This window comes from Shewanella atlantica (genome assembly GCF_003966265.1).
GTDB lineage: Bacteria > Pseudomonadota > Gammaproteobacteria > Enterobacterales > Shewanellaceae > Shewanella > Shewanella atlantica.
Map to the genome: position 1 here is coordinate 332,303 of NZ_RXNV01000001.1, position 14,861 is coordinate 347,163.

Sequence of the window (14,861 nt, forward strand, 5' to 3'; positions counted from 1 at the left end):
GGAGTGATAAACATGAATAACCGAATTTTAAATCTTGAGCCCTTACCAATAAAACTGAGTCTGCTCGCCATGGCTATAGCCAGCTTATTGTCACCGGCATACGCAGATGGTTATGGTTTATCACAGGCTAATCGTGCGGCCGTAAAGCTGGATAAATGGCAATGTAAACGCTGCAGTGTATCGACTGACACGAGGGGAACGATCGGTGCCGGCATCGCCTATAACGACGGAACCGATAGCCGATTTGGTAATACCAGCGGCACAGATGAAGACGGAGTGGTTGGCCATCTGGAAGCCGACCTTTTGTTAAAAAATGAATCCGGGTACCAGACCCGCATCGAAGCCGATAAGCTTGGATATGATAATGGCAGAGCCCGAGTATCTACCGGAACGCCGGGACATTATGAAATTATCTTAGGCTATAGGGGAATCGCTAACTACGATACAAACAGTGCATTAACACCCTATATGATTGATGGCGATAAGATGAATTTGCCTGATAATTGGCAAACAGGTGCTACAACAGTGCAAATGACGGAACTGTTTAACAGTGCTAATCCGGTCGCACTCAAGACTCAACGCGATAGATTTAACCTCGGCGCAGGTTATATAGGCAGCTTCTATAAAGCAGAGCTTGATTATCAACATGAAGCGCGTAAAGGTAAGCGGACGTTCAGTGGTAACTTACTGACCAACAGTGCCATGCTGGCCCAGCCCATCGACGATTCGACCGATAATCTGGGGGCTAAAATCTACTTTAATGGTGCTAACTGGTTAGCCGGTATCGATGCCACATTAAGTCATTACAACAATGATCATGACGCCATCAACTGGCAGTCAGCCTTCACTCCTACTTTTGGTGCGGCATATCGAGGACAAAGTGCGTCATCGTCCGATAATAAAGCCTACCGAATCGCCGCTAATGCTCAGCTGGGCGGCAATGGACATCAGATACTGATGCAAACCGGCTTTAGCCGTTTCAGCCAAGATGAAACCTTTCTCCCGGCAACCATAAATGGTCCATCTCCTTCCCTGCCGCAATCCGATTTGGATGGGCAGGTCGATATGATAGAGATGACGCTTAAGTATACCGGACGAATTACACGTGAACTCAGCGTGCGCGCAGCCTACGACTATAAAGACAGAGATAACAAGGCACAAGTACTGAATATGCCTCAGGTTGTCACAGACAGCTATTATGCTGGGACTGCTACCAACCCGGAATATGATCGAACCAGACAGAAAGCTTCTTTCGCGGCTAAATATCGATTTACCCGAAACATCTACCTTGATACGGGTTACCGTTACGATCATAACAAGTACAGCGATCTCGACAGGGAAACTCTGCAAGAATCAGGGATATACGGTAGGCTCAGTTATCGCCCTTCCCAGGCATGGGCTTTTGGCTTTAAAGCGGAAATAAAGGATAGAAGTGGTAGCGAATACAGAGCCGTGACCACGACATCGAGCAACAACAATCCTTTCTTAAGAAAGTCCTACCTCGCCGACAGGGAGCATCAGGAATACCGTTTACAGGCCGATTATAGTGGCTCAGGAGCCTTATCTGCCAGCGCCAACCTGCACTATAGTCAGGACGATTATACCGATACGAACGTAGGACTTACCGACGTTACAACATCAGGTTATGACATCTCGGCTCAGTACCTGATCGATGAAGACCTAAGCATAAATGCCTTTTTAAACCAGGATTGGCGCGATAGCGAACAGGCCGGTAGCAGTAATTTCGGTAGTGCAAACTGGTATGCCAATTCAGATGAGCGATCCACGCTCGTCGGCGCAGGGGTGCAATATCAAAATCTTATGGATAGTAAGCTCTCTCTCGGTCTCGATTACAACTATTCAGATGGCCAGAGCGACACAGAGATAACTCAGGGTTTCACATCTCCCTACGGTGATTATTTCTCGACTAAACACAATATCAATGCATTTGCCGACTATCGATTCAGTGAAAAGATGGCAATTCGCATCGATTGGATATTTGAACAATATGAAGATGCCGACTGGAGTAACCAGGGGCTCTCATTGGACGCAATACCTAATGTACTGACCTTCGGCTCTCTCAGCCACGATTATAGCGCCCACTACCTTGGCTTGACCCTGAGTTACCAACTTTAGTCTGACGTTTTTCGAGCCCTGAATAACAGGGCTCCCGGATAAAAGCATTTTTGGAAACATATGATTTAGAAAGAACAGAATTAGCACAGATTCCAAGGAAGAGATGATGAATAAAAGCACAAAGTCCAACATGGTGAGCCTGTACAGATTAATACCATTAACCTTAACAATGATCCTTGCAGCGTGTGGCGGAGATGATGGAGCTCCGGGTAACCCCGGTGAACCCGGCGGCCCACCGGCGAATGATATTTCCACATTAGTAGTTGATATCAGTGATGTTACAACCGATGCGGGTATTGCAACGGTAAACTACCGCGTTAGCAATGAGGACGATGAACCGGTAGTGGGCGTAGCTACGGGCACATATATTGCTGCTCAACTTCTTCCCCAAGGTTATACCAATGCCGGTAACGGCAGCCAATGGCAGTACTTTACCTCTGAAAGCTGTACATCGACCTGTACGGGTGAACTGGTCGATCATAAAAATGGCAACTACAGCTATACGTTCAGTGCTGCATTTGATGGTTTAAATGATGTCAGCTATCTGCCCGGTTCAACCCAGAGGATGATCATCAAAATTGGCGGAGACGCCCTGCCCGATGGCACTTCGCTACCGATAACCAACCAACACTTCGACTGGAGCGACAGCGGAGAGCCCGCCTATACTCGCAACCTTATTGCCATCGAGACATGTAACACCTGCCATAACGACTTGGCTTTTCACGGCCCTTCTGGTTTCGAGAAGTACAATGAAGTCGAGACCTGTGTAACCTGTCACAATGCCGATAGGGTGAGTAACCCTGACAACATTTTCCCGCAGATGATCCACACTAAACATCTGACCGGCTTTCCCGGAGACCTGGCTAATTGCCAAACCTGCCACGTAGCAGATGAAACCTTGACCGAAAACATGAACTGGGCACGGGTTCCGGGTATGGAAGCCTGTGGCTCATGTCATACCAATATTAATTTCCCCGCAGGCGAGGGACACCCGGCGCAAACGGATAACAGTAACTGTGTCGCCTGTCACAACTCTGACTGGACGGCTAGCATCCACAATGATGGTGGTGATGATGAAGCATTGGCACAGTTTAACGCTAACCTTGTCAGTGCGAGTCTTACTGGCAACACTGTAACCTTTAGCATCACGCTGACTAATCCGGCAACCAATACGGTGTATCTTGATAGCGCCGATAAGCTCGACTTTATCGACGATCTTCGCGTCTATGGGAATTGGGGTACCAGCTTCGATTACGCCCCTTCGGCTAAATCGATCAAGCTGCAGAACAGCTCCCCCATTTCAGGCAGTAATGGAACTTACACCTATGCAATCAGCGGTCTGACTATTCCCGCCGGAACCGAGTCCGATAATGGCACATTAGCCATTCAGGGTAAGCTCTGTTCATCACAAGGAGAGTTAGGTAATTGTGAAGAGGAGCAGTTCTCGACAGTTAATATTAAATCGAGTCATCAGTTCTTCTCTGCAGCTGAATTGACGGACACAGGAAGAAGAGTCGTGGTAACTAACGGCACTTGTGGCAGTTGTCATGGCGTACAGGAGCTGAACTTCCACGGCGCACGCAACGACCTTGAAGGTCAGTGTCAGCTTTGTCATAACCCAAACATGACGGCCGATGCTACTGCATCTAATCCGTCGGTTTCCACAGCAGACTACAAGCATCTGATCCATTCGCTCCACAGTGCACAACGTGAAGGCTATGAAACTCTCAACTATCCGGGACAGATTGGTAATTGTGCTCAGTGCCACACCAGTGATGACAATGGACTGCTCAGCGCGTCCCTGCCCCTGTATTCAGGGGTCAGACCTTTAGCCATAGATAACGGTACGTTTACCAGTGCAACCGCAGCTATCTGCAGTGATTGTCACTTCAATGACACAGCCCGAAATCATATGACTCAACAGGGAGCCGTATTTATGGGCAGTGAGGCTGATGCGACAGCAGGTACTGAAAGCTGCAGCACTTGTCACGGCGCAGGTGCTCCGGCGGATATATTAAAAGTTCACCCCATTAACTAATAAGAATCATATGCTTGGCGCTTATGCAATGAATTGATAAGCGACCTCCCCCTTGATGATGCAAAAATGGAACGCTAAATTATGGATATAAAAAGAAAAAGCTCGACGCTAAGTTTAATTGCGCTGACTTGCTCTACCCTGCTGTTTGGTTGTGGAAGCGACGGTAAAGACGGGGAAGATGGAAAAGATGGCGTAATAGGCGTAAATATCGATTCTACGGCGACATTGTCAGCCAATATCACTAAAGCTATGGTCGCCGATGGCCTGGTCACCATTAATTTTGATCTGACGAATGCCAATGGTGTCTCGGTACTGGGGCTGACCAAAGATCATGACTTACGCTTCGGTGTTGCCCAGCTCACCAGAATCAGTGAAACCATGGGCGAAAGCGAAGCAGATAGGGGCTTTCATTGGCAAGCCTATATCAATGCTGAGAAGGCACCTAACCCGGATTGGATCCCTGAAGGTGAGTCACACATCAAACCCTCAAATCAATATCAGGCCAATGTTGAAAAAGCCGCCGATTGTGATGAGTGTTTCCTCGATAATGGTGATGGCAGTTATGCCTACACATATCAGGTAAATATTGCAGAGGTGACAACTCCCTTAGCGATTACTTATAACGCCGACTCAACTCAAAGGGCGACCCTCGAACTTGAGCTTCCTCAGGTAACGGCTAATGCCTTTCTGGATTGGCAGCCCTCCTCTGATACCAGTGAAGGTATTCAAACCCGGGATGTTGTTGCCATTGAGGCCTGCTATACCTGTCATCAGGTCGAGAGTCTGGCACTTCACGGAGGACGGAGAATCGCGATTGAAAACTGCGCATCTTGTCATACCTCGACCTCCGGCGATCCAGAGAGTGGAAATAGTGTCGAATTTACCTATATGATCCATGCGATTCATAAAGGCAAAGACAGGATGACAAGTACAGCCGATGGCATGGTGCCGGCCCCCTATAAGATCATAGGTTATGGCGGAGGCATTCATGATTACGGCAAGGTGATGTATCCGCAAGGCCCCGCCGCCGATTGCAGCACCTGTCACGTGGAAGGAGAAGGTGCACCGGCTAATGCAGATCTGTTCAAAGCCGATCTCAGCAATACAGCTTGTATCGGTTGCCACACCGAAAAACCGTCTCAAAATCATAGCAGCACTAACTGTATGGGTTGCCACAATTCAACCGATACTTATCCTGGAACCGGTAGTGCAGAGAAACGTCATCTTGATGTAATGAAGGCCTATAACGACGCCGGGGCGATGGCCGTTGAATTCAGTAATATCGGATTAAGTAGCGATGGAAAAATAAAATTCGATCTGCGCATTCTTGACGCTGACGGTGCCGCGATTGCCGGCGAATTTATCAATCAGAGCACTCGCGTTATCGTAGCCTGGGACAGTGACAAAGACTATCCGGCATACAATGATGCCTCCTACAGCAATCGTCGCATCAGGCTCAGCGAGGGTACATACGACGAAAACTTAAAAATCTTCACCATCACAGGCAATAACTTCGATATGCCTGTAGATGCCGATGGAAAAACCTTCGAACTCTGGTCTGCCGTCGAGGTTTGCTTTAACAAGGGAGGCTACGGCGTTGCCGAAGTAGTGATGACTGAGTGCTCTGACAATACACGCTCTATCGAAGTCAAAGATAAACCTTACCACTTTGTATGGTCAGAAACGGGTATGGATCCTGACAGTCAGGCCGCCATGCGCCGCAGCATCATAGACACGGCTAAGTGTCAGGGTTGCCATAATCAGGAGGTGTTCCATTATGATAACGGCGTCAACTGCCAAACCTGCCACACATCGGACAAAACCACTAAGTCAGATGATACCTATCCCGGCGGTAAGAAGCCGACCAGCTTCGCCTATAAAGCCCACGGGGCAGAGGGACACTATCTCAAGTATGCAGGCGTGCAATCAGGAACTGTGTTAAAAACGGATTGTATGACCTGTCACACCGATGACGGCATAAAATTGGGTCGCGCGAGCGAGCGAGTTTGGCGCTTTGGCCATAAAGTCACAGGTTCGGACATCTGGGTCTCATCGGATGCGGGAACCTGTCTAACTTGTCATCAAAAATACCTAAGTGATGCCGGCGCCAGCCATATCACGACTAACGGTGGTATTTTAGATGGAACGAGTGAAGAGGATGTACGAACTCGCGCCAGCGAAGCCTGCTCGACCTGCCATACACCTGAGCAGATAATGTCCTTACATGGAAATTAAAGCTCTACTCTAGCCAATCAAAAGGGAGGCCAGCCTCCCTTTTTAATTATTCATCGGCCCCAGATAAAAGGGTGGCGATTGAGCCATAATGCCAACCACCCAACAACATATGTAACAGACGTTTTCAAAACAGTGCTCACATCCAGGTAATGAAGAAAATCATGTCGAATAATTGAAAAATTAACAGAACCTTAATTGAACCATTTTGCAACAAAATGGTTAAAATAAAAGGGATATTTATTGTTCTGTCTCAAAAACATGTCCGATTATCCTACCCCTAAAGAAATAGTCGGACATAACTCACATAAAGCGCTTAAAACACCTGCTAAAAAGTCCCTGCTTAGATAGCCTATAGGTGGAAATTAATTCCACACACTAAACACTTGTTTATTAACGGTTTGATAATAAGAATCACTCTCATATAAAGATGAGCTTAATTAGATTTGTTTAGTGATGATTAAAACTATTGCAGGGAATAATCATGATGAAAAATTTTAACCTCAACGCAGCCTCCAAGGCTGTTCTCAGTGCAGGGATACTCTCTTTTGCACTTGCCGGTTGCGGCAGCGACGGTAAAGATGGTGAAGATGGCAAAGATGGCGTTGTTGGCGTTAACATCGACGCAGCTAAAAGTGTCAATGCGGTATTTACAAACGCAATGGTTGAGGCCGGCGTCGTAACTGTCGATTTCAAGCTTCAAAATGACAACGGTGTCGCCGTTCTTGGTTTAACCAAAGATCACGACTTACGTTTCGGTATCGCTCAACTGAGCCATGTCACCGAGTTGATGGGTGAAACTGAAGTTGATAGAGGCTACCAATGGCAAGCCTATATCAATGCAGAAAAAGCACCGAATCCGGACTGGGTTCCAGAAGATGAGTCACATATCAACCCATCGAATCAGTTCCAGGCTAATGTAGAAAAAGCCGGCGACTGTGAGACTTGTTTCGTCGATAACGAAGACGGAACCTACACCTACACTTTCCAGCAAAATATCGGCAGCGTAGTCGAGCCTGTTGAAGTGGTTTACAGTGCCGAAAGCACTCAACGTGCCACTATGGAACTTGAGCTTTCAAGCTTCGCAGCAAATGCCAACTACGACTGGCAGCCATCGAGCGGTGCTACCGAAGGCATTCAGACTCGTGACGTAGTTTCAATCGAAACATGTTACACCTGTCACCAGCCAGAGAGTCTCGAACTTCATGGCGGTCGCCGTATAAACATCGAAAACTGTGCATCTTGTCACACTGGTACTTCAGGCGATCCTGAAAGTGGCAACAGCGTCGACTTTACCTTTATGATCCATGCGATCCATAAAGGGCAAGAAAGAATGACCAGCACAGCTGAAGGCATGGTTCCTGCTCCATACAAGGTTATCGGATACGGTGGCGGCGTTCATGATTATGGCAAGGTGATGTTCCCGCAAAAGCCTGCTGCAGATTGTGCCGCTTGTCACGTCGAGGGCGAAAATGCCCCGGCCAATGCCGATCTGTTTAAAGCAAACCTGAGTAACACTGCTTGTGTAGGTTGTCATACAGAGAAACCTTCGCAAATGCACAGCAGCACTGACTGTATGTCTTGTCATATCGAAGAAGGCTATGCTCGCAGTGGTGTAGAAGCTCATGGCGATGCAACTAAAGCCTATGATGTAAGCAAGAACTATTCAGCAACTTTCACCAATATCAAGCCTGAAGGTCAAGGCCTGAGTTTTGATGTACAGCTTCTCGATGATGCTGGTGCACCAATTGCTAAAGAGTTCGTCTACAAGCAAGGCTACTCAAACCCATATATCGTTGTATCTTGGGATGTCGATGCCGATTACCCAGCATACGAGACGGGTAGTAAGTACTCAGAACGTCGTATTAGCTTGTATGATTCATCTCAGGCAACTTATGACGAAGCCAGCAAGACGTTCAGTGTTGTTAGTGCAAACTTAGTGCTGCCAGCTGACATCAATGGTAAGAGCTTCGAGCTACTACCTGTTGTTAAGACATGCTTTAAGAAGGGTGGCTATGGTCGTCCACTAGTTGAGCCTATGTCTTGCTACGAAGCTGATGGTGTAACCATTGCCGGCAACGCAAAAGCAGCCTACATTCAAGACGAGCCAATGCGCTTTATCTGGAATAATGGTCAATCTGAAGAGCCAGCTGTTGCTCGCCGCTCAATCGTTGATGATGCTAAGTGCCACAGCTGTCATGGCGCCGAGTTCTATCATGACTCTAACGGTGTAAACTGTCAGGCTTGCCACACTTCTGATAAGTCTATCAAAGAGTCAGAGCGCAACTCAGGTAAGTTTGACAAGCCAACAAGCTTCGCTTACAAGGCACACCATGCTGAAGGTCACTACCTCAAGTATGCCGGTGTTGGTTCTAAGACTGTCGTTAAAACTGACTGTAAGACATGTCATACAGATAACGGGTTTGAGCTAGGCCGCTCTCCAGAGCGTGTTTGGAACTACCCTAACATGGAGACATTGGATAGCACTGGTATCTTCGTATCATCTGATGCGGGTACTTGCTTAAGCTGTCACCAGAAGTACCTAAGTGATGCAGGTAAATCACACATTGTCACTAACGGTGGTATCTTGGATGGTACAAGTGCAGAAGACGTACGTACACGTGCTGCTGAAGCTTGTCAGACTTGTCACACTCCAGAAAAAGTAATGGCACTTCACGGTCACTAATCTTGTGATATTGAAGTCGCTTTAGCGGTGATTATCTTAGTCATTACCTAAGGCATCACCACTACATAAATAAAGGGAGGCATTGCCTCCCTTTATACTATCTGAAATACAGAAATCTCTTTTCATAAAAACAAACAATTTTGTATCAATTTCAAACAAGATATTGACCTAAATGCCGATAAAATCAGCATTTTATTGATTTAAGTTAGGCTTTCCTCCCCCCCCCATATACCCCTTTATAAATAGCCTGATCTAGGTCACACATTAAGAGCTGATTTGCAGATTTTAAGCCCCTATTACGTTAGCCTTTCCTTGGGGAATTTTATTTCCAGCATTGACCTAAGTAGCACATTTATAATGAAAAAATGCAAATGAGAATCAATATCATCTTGCAGCCAGCACTTAAGCCAATGTCAAACCTATGCAGGGAAAAAATGATGAACGTAAAAAATAATAAATTTGCGCTGCTTCTGGCAGCAAGCGCCGTCTCTATGGCCTTAACTGGCTGTGGTGGTGATGATGGTACAGACGGTAATCCAGGCAAGCCTGATGGCCCGGCTGCCGAATATATCAATACGCTAAACTTAGACGTGACTAAGGTCACCTATGTCGATGGCATGCCTAGCATCGAAGTTTTCGCCACAAACGAAGAAGATCTTCCTGTTGTTGGTCTGAAAGACTTTGAAGTTAAAAAGGTTGCACAGTTACTTCCACAAGGCTCAACAGGTGCTGGCGATAATGCCCAGTGGCAGGTTATCGGCTCACAAAAAACTTTCATCGATAACCAAGATGGCAGTTACACCTTCAACATCGAAGTTGAAGGGTACAACTCAGCATTAACCCAACGCTATAATGTGATTGCCAAAGCTTCAACATTGTTAGATGGCGTCACATCAGTGCCGCAAGCTGAGATAGCAGAAGATTTCAGTGGTGAAGGCTATGAAGCCACATACACCAAGGATATCGTCTCAACAGCTAGCTGTAATGCCTGTCATGCCGAAGGCGAGAAGATTTACCACAGCTACATGACACAAGAAACTTGTGCAACTTGTCATACTAAAGAGTACGCAGAAGAGCGTGGCAAGCCTGAGATTGAGTGGAGTCACCTGATCCACAACGTCCATAATTCTGCTAAAGGTTACAAAGCCGATAGAGATACCGGTGAATTTACTAAAGACGCAGTAACGGCTCAGCATATCGTTCAAAATAACTGTACAAACTGTCACGTTGCACCGGAAGATGGCACTGAAGGCTTAACTGAATGGGGTAACTGGACACGAGTTCCAACCATGGAAACCTGTACCAGTTGTCACGTAAATATAGACTTCGAAGCCGGCCAAGGTCACTCACAACAGGCTGACAACAGCAACTGTGTCGCTTGTCATAATGCAAGCTGGACCGAAGAGCTTCATACTGAAGACGCACTTCAGAAGAAAGCTGTTATCGATCAGATCGGCATGAATGCAACGCTTACTGCCGTTCAGGATGATAAGAGTGCCAACTTGACCATTAGCTTTACCGATAGTGCAGGTAATGTACTTGATGCCACTACCTTGCTGCCAAAGATTAAGCGAGTTGAGAGCCTCATAAACGTAGGGCCTAACTTCCCAATCATGGGCTATAAAGCAAGCCCAGGAAATGGCGAGGCACACGTCTCATTGGATCTTGTCCTAAGTGGTGAGCTGGCCAACAACGCTGAAATCGCCGATGGCAACTTGGTTATCAATACCGGTGTTCTACCTTTCGGTGCCGCGGGCACAGATGCTGACACTGCATTTAGCTTTATCGGTCTTGAGGTTTGTAGTGATGGCGCAGAGCTTATCAACTGTGCAGAAGGCGTTGCGACCACCAGTATGAAAGCTGAACTGGCACATGGCACTCTTTCGGGTGAAGCAGCAAGTGTACGTCACACTGATTCGGTGAACTTCGCCGCTTGTGAAAGCTGTCATGGCACTGAGTGGGAACTACACAAAGGTTACCACGCAGGTTTTGTGATGACCGAGCAACTTGGTCGTGAAGTAAACGGTCAGATGACTGTGGGTGTCGACGGCTGTGTGGCTTGTCACACACCAGACGGTACATATGCAAAAGGCGCTAACAAAGGTGCGTTAGAGATGAAACTGCACGTGGTTCACGGCGAGCAAGGCATCATCAAAGATTGTACCCAGTGTCACAACGACTTTAATCTTGACGCATTCAAAGTTAAAGGTGCATTGGCTACCAGCGTTTTCGACCAGTATGGACCGAATGAAGAAAGCTTATACACAACTCCGATTGCCGCAACCTGTACCTCTTGTCATAAGGAAGACAGCACTAAGCTACACGCTGTTGGTCAAGGTGCGATTATCGATGGTTCTTATGAAGCTGCGAACGATGCAGCACAGCTTGAAACTTGTTTCTTCTGTCATAACCCAGCCATCAGCGATCACACTCAGGTGAAGATGTAATTTGCCAAAGCTTTGTTGAAAAGAGGGGGAGTCACCTCCCCCGTTTTCTCTCTTATTTGTGCAAATTAGGAAGCCTAATATGAAAATCACAAACAAATTTAAAAAACTCTCGATGGCAGTATTGCCAGCACTTATGGTTTCAGCGGTACTCTCACTGGGTTTTGCATCGACTGCAACAGCCTCTAAGTGGGACGCTAAGATGACACCCGATGAAGTCGAAGCGACGCTGGACAAAAAGTTTGCCGAAGGTAAGTACTCACCTAAAGGCGCCGACTCCTGCTTAATGTGTCACCGTAAGTCAGAAAAAGTGATGGATATCTTCAAAGGTGTTCACGGCTCAATTGACTCAAGCAAGAGCCCGATGGCAGGTCTTCAATGTGAAGCGTGTCACGGCCCTCTGGGTAAGCATAACAAGGGTGGCAAGGAGCCGATGATCGCCTTCGGTCCTGATTCGACTCTATCCGCAGAGAAGCAAAACAGTGTCTGTATGAGCTGTCACCAGGACGATAAGCGCATGGCGTGGAATGGTGGACACCATGACAATGCCGATGTTGCCTGTGCATCTTGTCACTCGGTTCACACAGACAAAGATGCAGTGTTGTCTAAGAACACTGAGATGGAAGTCTGTACCAGCTGTCATACCAAGCAAAAAGCGGACATGAACAAGCGCTCAAGCCACCCAATGAAATGGGCTCAAATGGTGTGTAGCGATTGTCATAATCCACACGGCACACTAGCAGATTCAGATCTGGTTAAGCCAAGCGTCAACGAGACCTGTTATTCATGTCACGCTGAGAAACGTGGCCCAAAGCTGTGGGAGCATGCACCCGTAACTGAGGATTGTGTGACCTGTCATAACCCACACGGTTCAGTCAATGAAGGCATGCTTAAGACTCGTGCTCCACAACTTTGTCAGCAGTGTCATGCCAGCGATGGTCATGCCAGCAGAGCTAACTTTGGTAACACAGGTCAAGGCTCGAGTGTTGGTGATAACGCCTTCACTGGAGGCAATAGCTGCCTAAATTGTCATAGCAAGATCCATGGTTCTAACCATCCATCTGGCAAGCTGTTCCAGCGTTAATCAGGAGACGAGAAGATGAAATTCAAGTTAAATTTAGTCACCCTCGCTCTACTTGCTAACGCAGGTGTTGCCGGAACCTTAATGACTAGCACTGCAGTCGCAGCCGAAGGCTACGGCCTTCAAAATGCGAACACGAGTAAAGTTAAGTTCGAAAAATGGGTCTGTAAGCGCTGTGAAGTTGAAACCGGCTTTGCAGGCACCGTCGGTGTCGGCGTGGGTTACAACGACAGTGACGACATTCGTTCGGCAAATGCTTTCGCCGCCGAAGATGAGTTCGCAGGCAAGGTCGATGCCGACCTTACTTATGCAGGCAAAGGTGGTTACCGAGCCAGCATAGAAGCCGATAATCTTGGCATGGAAAATGGCCGCTTAGATATCAATGCTGGTAAGACAGGTCAATACAACCTGAACCTGAATTACAGACAGATTGCGACCTACAAGACTGACAGTGCAATGACGCCTTACCAAGGTGTCGGTGGAGATGACCTCACCCTACCCGGTAACTGGCAAACTGCAGGTTCCAGCCAGGAGATGAGCCAGCTCTACTCCAGCTTGAATCCAACAGAGCTATCACTCAAGCGAAAACGCGCCGGTATGGGCATTGAGTATCAGGGAGAGTCCCTGTGGAGCACTTACGTTAACTATCAGCGTGAGGATAAGTCAGGCCTTAAGCAAACATCGGGTAGCTTCTTTAACCAGTCTATGATGCTTGCCGAGCCTGTTGATTACACCACCGATACTATCGAAGCCGGCATTAAGCTTCGAGGCGATAACTGGTTTACAGCCATCAACTACAATGGTTCTATCTTCAAAAATGAATATAGCCAGTTAGGCTTCGATAACGCGTTTAACCCAACCTTTGGTGCGGCGACTCGCGGTTACATGTCACTCGATCCGGATAACGAGTCTCATACGGTTTCATTAATGGGACAAGTGACGGCTGATAAAACGATCATGAGCGGTCGCGTCCACTACGGACAGATGACTCAAGATCAAGAGTTTGTGACTTCCGGCTATGGTTATCAGGTGCCGGCTGAATCTCTCGATGGTCGTGTCGATATGACAGGGGTGAACCTCAAGTTAATCTCACGTATAAATCGTAGTGTTCGCCTTAATGCCAGTTACGACTACACAGACCGTGACAACAAGACCAGTGTCGAGCAGTGGACTCAGATCAGTATTAATGAAGTTAATGGTCAAGCCGCTTACAACACGCCTTACGATATCACCACTCAGCGCGCTAAGTTAGGTGTCGATTACCGTATTACACGTGGAATGAAACTCGAAGCTGGTTACGATTACCGTACCGATGACCGTAGTTACCAAGATCGCGAAACCACTGACGAACATACGCTGTGGAGTAAATTCCGTCTAAGCGCGTTCGAAAACTGGGATATGTGGATCAAAGGTAGTTATGGCGAGCGTGATGGTTCTGATTATGAAGCATCCGAGTGGACTTCATCGGAGTCTAACGACTTACTGCGTAAGTACAACCTGGCCGACCGTAAGCGTACTATGATTGAAGCTCGTGTGACTCACAGCCCAATCGATACGCTTACATTAGACTTTGGTACTCGTTACGCGATCGATGACTACAACGACACTCAAGTCGGTCTGACCGAATCGAAAGATTTAAGTTACGATGCCAGTGTCAGTTACCTGCTCAACGATGACATGACTGTGACGGCTTTCTATAACCGTCAGAATATCGACTCAGAGCAGGCTGGTAGCAGCAACTACGCCGCGCCAAACTGGACTGGTATAGTCGAAGATCAGGTCGATGTTATCGGTGCTGGATTTAGCTATAACAATCTGATGGAGAAGAAGTTACGTCTAGGCGTTGACTACACTTACTCAGATTCAGACAGTAACACTCAAGTCACTCAAGGTATTACAGGTGACTACGGCGATTACTATGCTAAAGCACATAACGTCAATATCTATGGTCAATTTCAAGCCACACCAAAAATGGCTCTGAGATTAGATTATAAGATGGAGAAGTATGAAGATAACGATGCTGCAAATGAGATAGCACCAGATGGTATCTGGAATGTAGTCAGCTTTGGCTCTAACAGCCACGACTATACAGCACACCTCATTATGTTAAGCATGAGTTACAGGCTCTAGTAGTGAAACAGGTCATAGATCCGGGCTCTAACAGCCAGCTCTATGACCCATCACTGCACATCTTATTATGCTAAGCATGAGTTATAGACTTTAAGCTTTAAGCTGTAAAAAAGG

The 14,861-nt window shown here is 47.1% G+C and carries 7 protein-coding genes; all 7 read left to right on the plus strand.

The features are described from left to right. The first annotated feature begins 12 nt into the window (after positions 1–12). The gene (locus EKG39_RS01365; protein WP_126503510.1) at positions 13–2,136 is read left to right on the plus strand and encodes an MtrB/PioB family decaheme-associated outer membrane protein; all 2,124 of its coding nucleotides are present in this window, start codon (positions 13–15) and stop codon (positions 2,134–2,136) included. 106 nt (positions 2,137–2,242) lie between these two features. Next, complete coding sequence (locus tag EKG39_RS01370) at positions 2,243–4,174, plus strand: OmcA/MtrC family decaheme c-type cytochrome (RefSeq protein WP_185817499.1); 1,932 nt, start codon at positions 2,243–2,245, stop codon at positions 4,172–4,174. 81 nt (positions 4,175–4,255) lie between these two features. Next, the gene (locus EKG39_RS01375; RefSeq protein WP_126503514.1) at positions 4,256–6,409 is read left to right on the plus strand and encodes an OmcA/MtrC family decaheme c-type cytochrome; all 2,154 of its coding nucleotides are present in this window, start codon (positions 4,256–4,258) and stop codon (positions 6,407–6,409) included. 481 nt (positions 6,410–6,890) lie between these two features. After that, entirely contained in the window at positions 6,891–9,092 is a 2,202-nt protein-coding gene (locus EKG39_RS01380; RefSeq protein WP_126503516.1) for an OmcA/MtrC family decaheme c-type cytochrome, read from the plus strand. Positions 9,093–9,526: 434 nt separating this feature from the next. Further along, positions 9,527–11,539 carry an OmcA/MtrC family decaheme c-type cytochrome gene (locus tag EKG39_RS01385; RefSeq protein WP_126503518.1) on the plus strand — a complete coding sequence of 671 codons (2,013 nt, stop codon included), beginning with the start codon at positions 9,527–9,529 and terminating at the stop codon, positions 11,537–11,539. Between the two features lie 79 nt (positions 11,540–11,618). Then, on the plus strand, positions 11,619–12,620 hold the full coding sequence (locus EKG39_RS01390) for a DmsE family decaheme c-type cytochrome (protein ID WP_126503520.1): 1,002 nt from the start codon (positions 11,619–11,621) through the stop codon (positions 12,618–12,620). 15 nt (positions 12,621–12,635) lie between these two features. Continuing rightward, positions 12,636–14,747 (plus strand): MtrB/PioB family decaheme-associated outer membrane protein, encoded by a 2,112-nt coding sequence (locus EKG39_RS01395; RefSeq protein WP_126503522.1) that lies wholly within the window; start codon positions 12,636–12,638, stop codon positions 14,745–14,747. Positions 14,748–14,861 lie beyond the last annotated feature (114 nt).

Excerpts from the sequence above, each read along its gene's own strand:
- EKG39_RS01365 (WP_126503510.1), top strand. The coding sequence starts at position 13 with ATGAATAACCGAATTTTAAATCTTGAGCCCTTACCAATAAAACTGAGT.
- EKG39_RS01370 (WP_185817499.1), top strand. The coding sequence starts at position 2,243 with ATGAATAAAAGCACAAAGTCCAACATGGTGAGCCTGTACAGATTAATA.
- EKG39_RS01375 (WP_126503514.1), top strand. The coding sequence starts at position 4,256 with ATGGATATAAAAAGAAAAAGCTCGACGCTAAGTTTAATTGCGCTGACT.
- EKG39_RS01380 (WP_126503516.1), top strand. The coding sequence starts at position 6,891 with ATGATGAAAAATTTTAACCTCAACGCAGCCTCCAAGGCTGTTCTCAGT.
- EKG39_RS01385 (WP_126503518.1), top strand. The coding sequence starts at position 9,527 with ATGATGAACGTAAAAAATAATAAATTTGCGCTGCTTCTGGCAGCAAGC.
- EKG39_RS01390 (WP_126503520.1), top strand. The coding sequence starts at position 11,619 with ATGAAAATCACAAACAAATTTAAAAAACTCTCGATGGCAGTATTGCCA.
- EKG39_RS01395 (WP_126503522.1), top strand. The coding sequence starts at position 12,636 with ATGAAATTCAAGTTAAATTTAGTCACCCTCGCTCTACTTGCTAACGCA.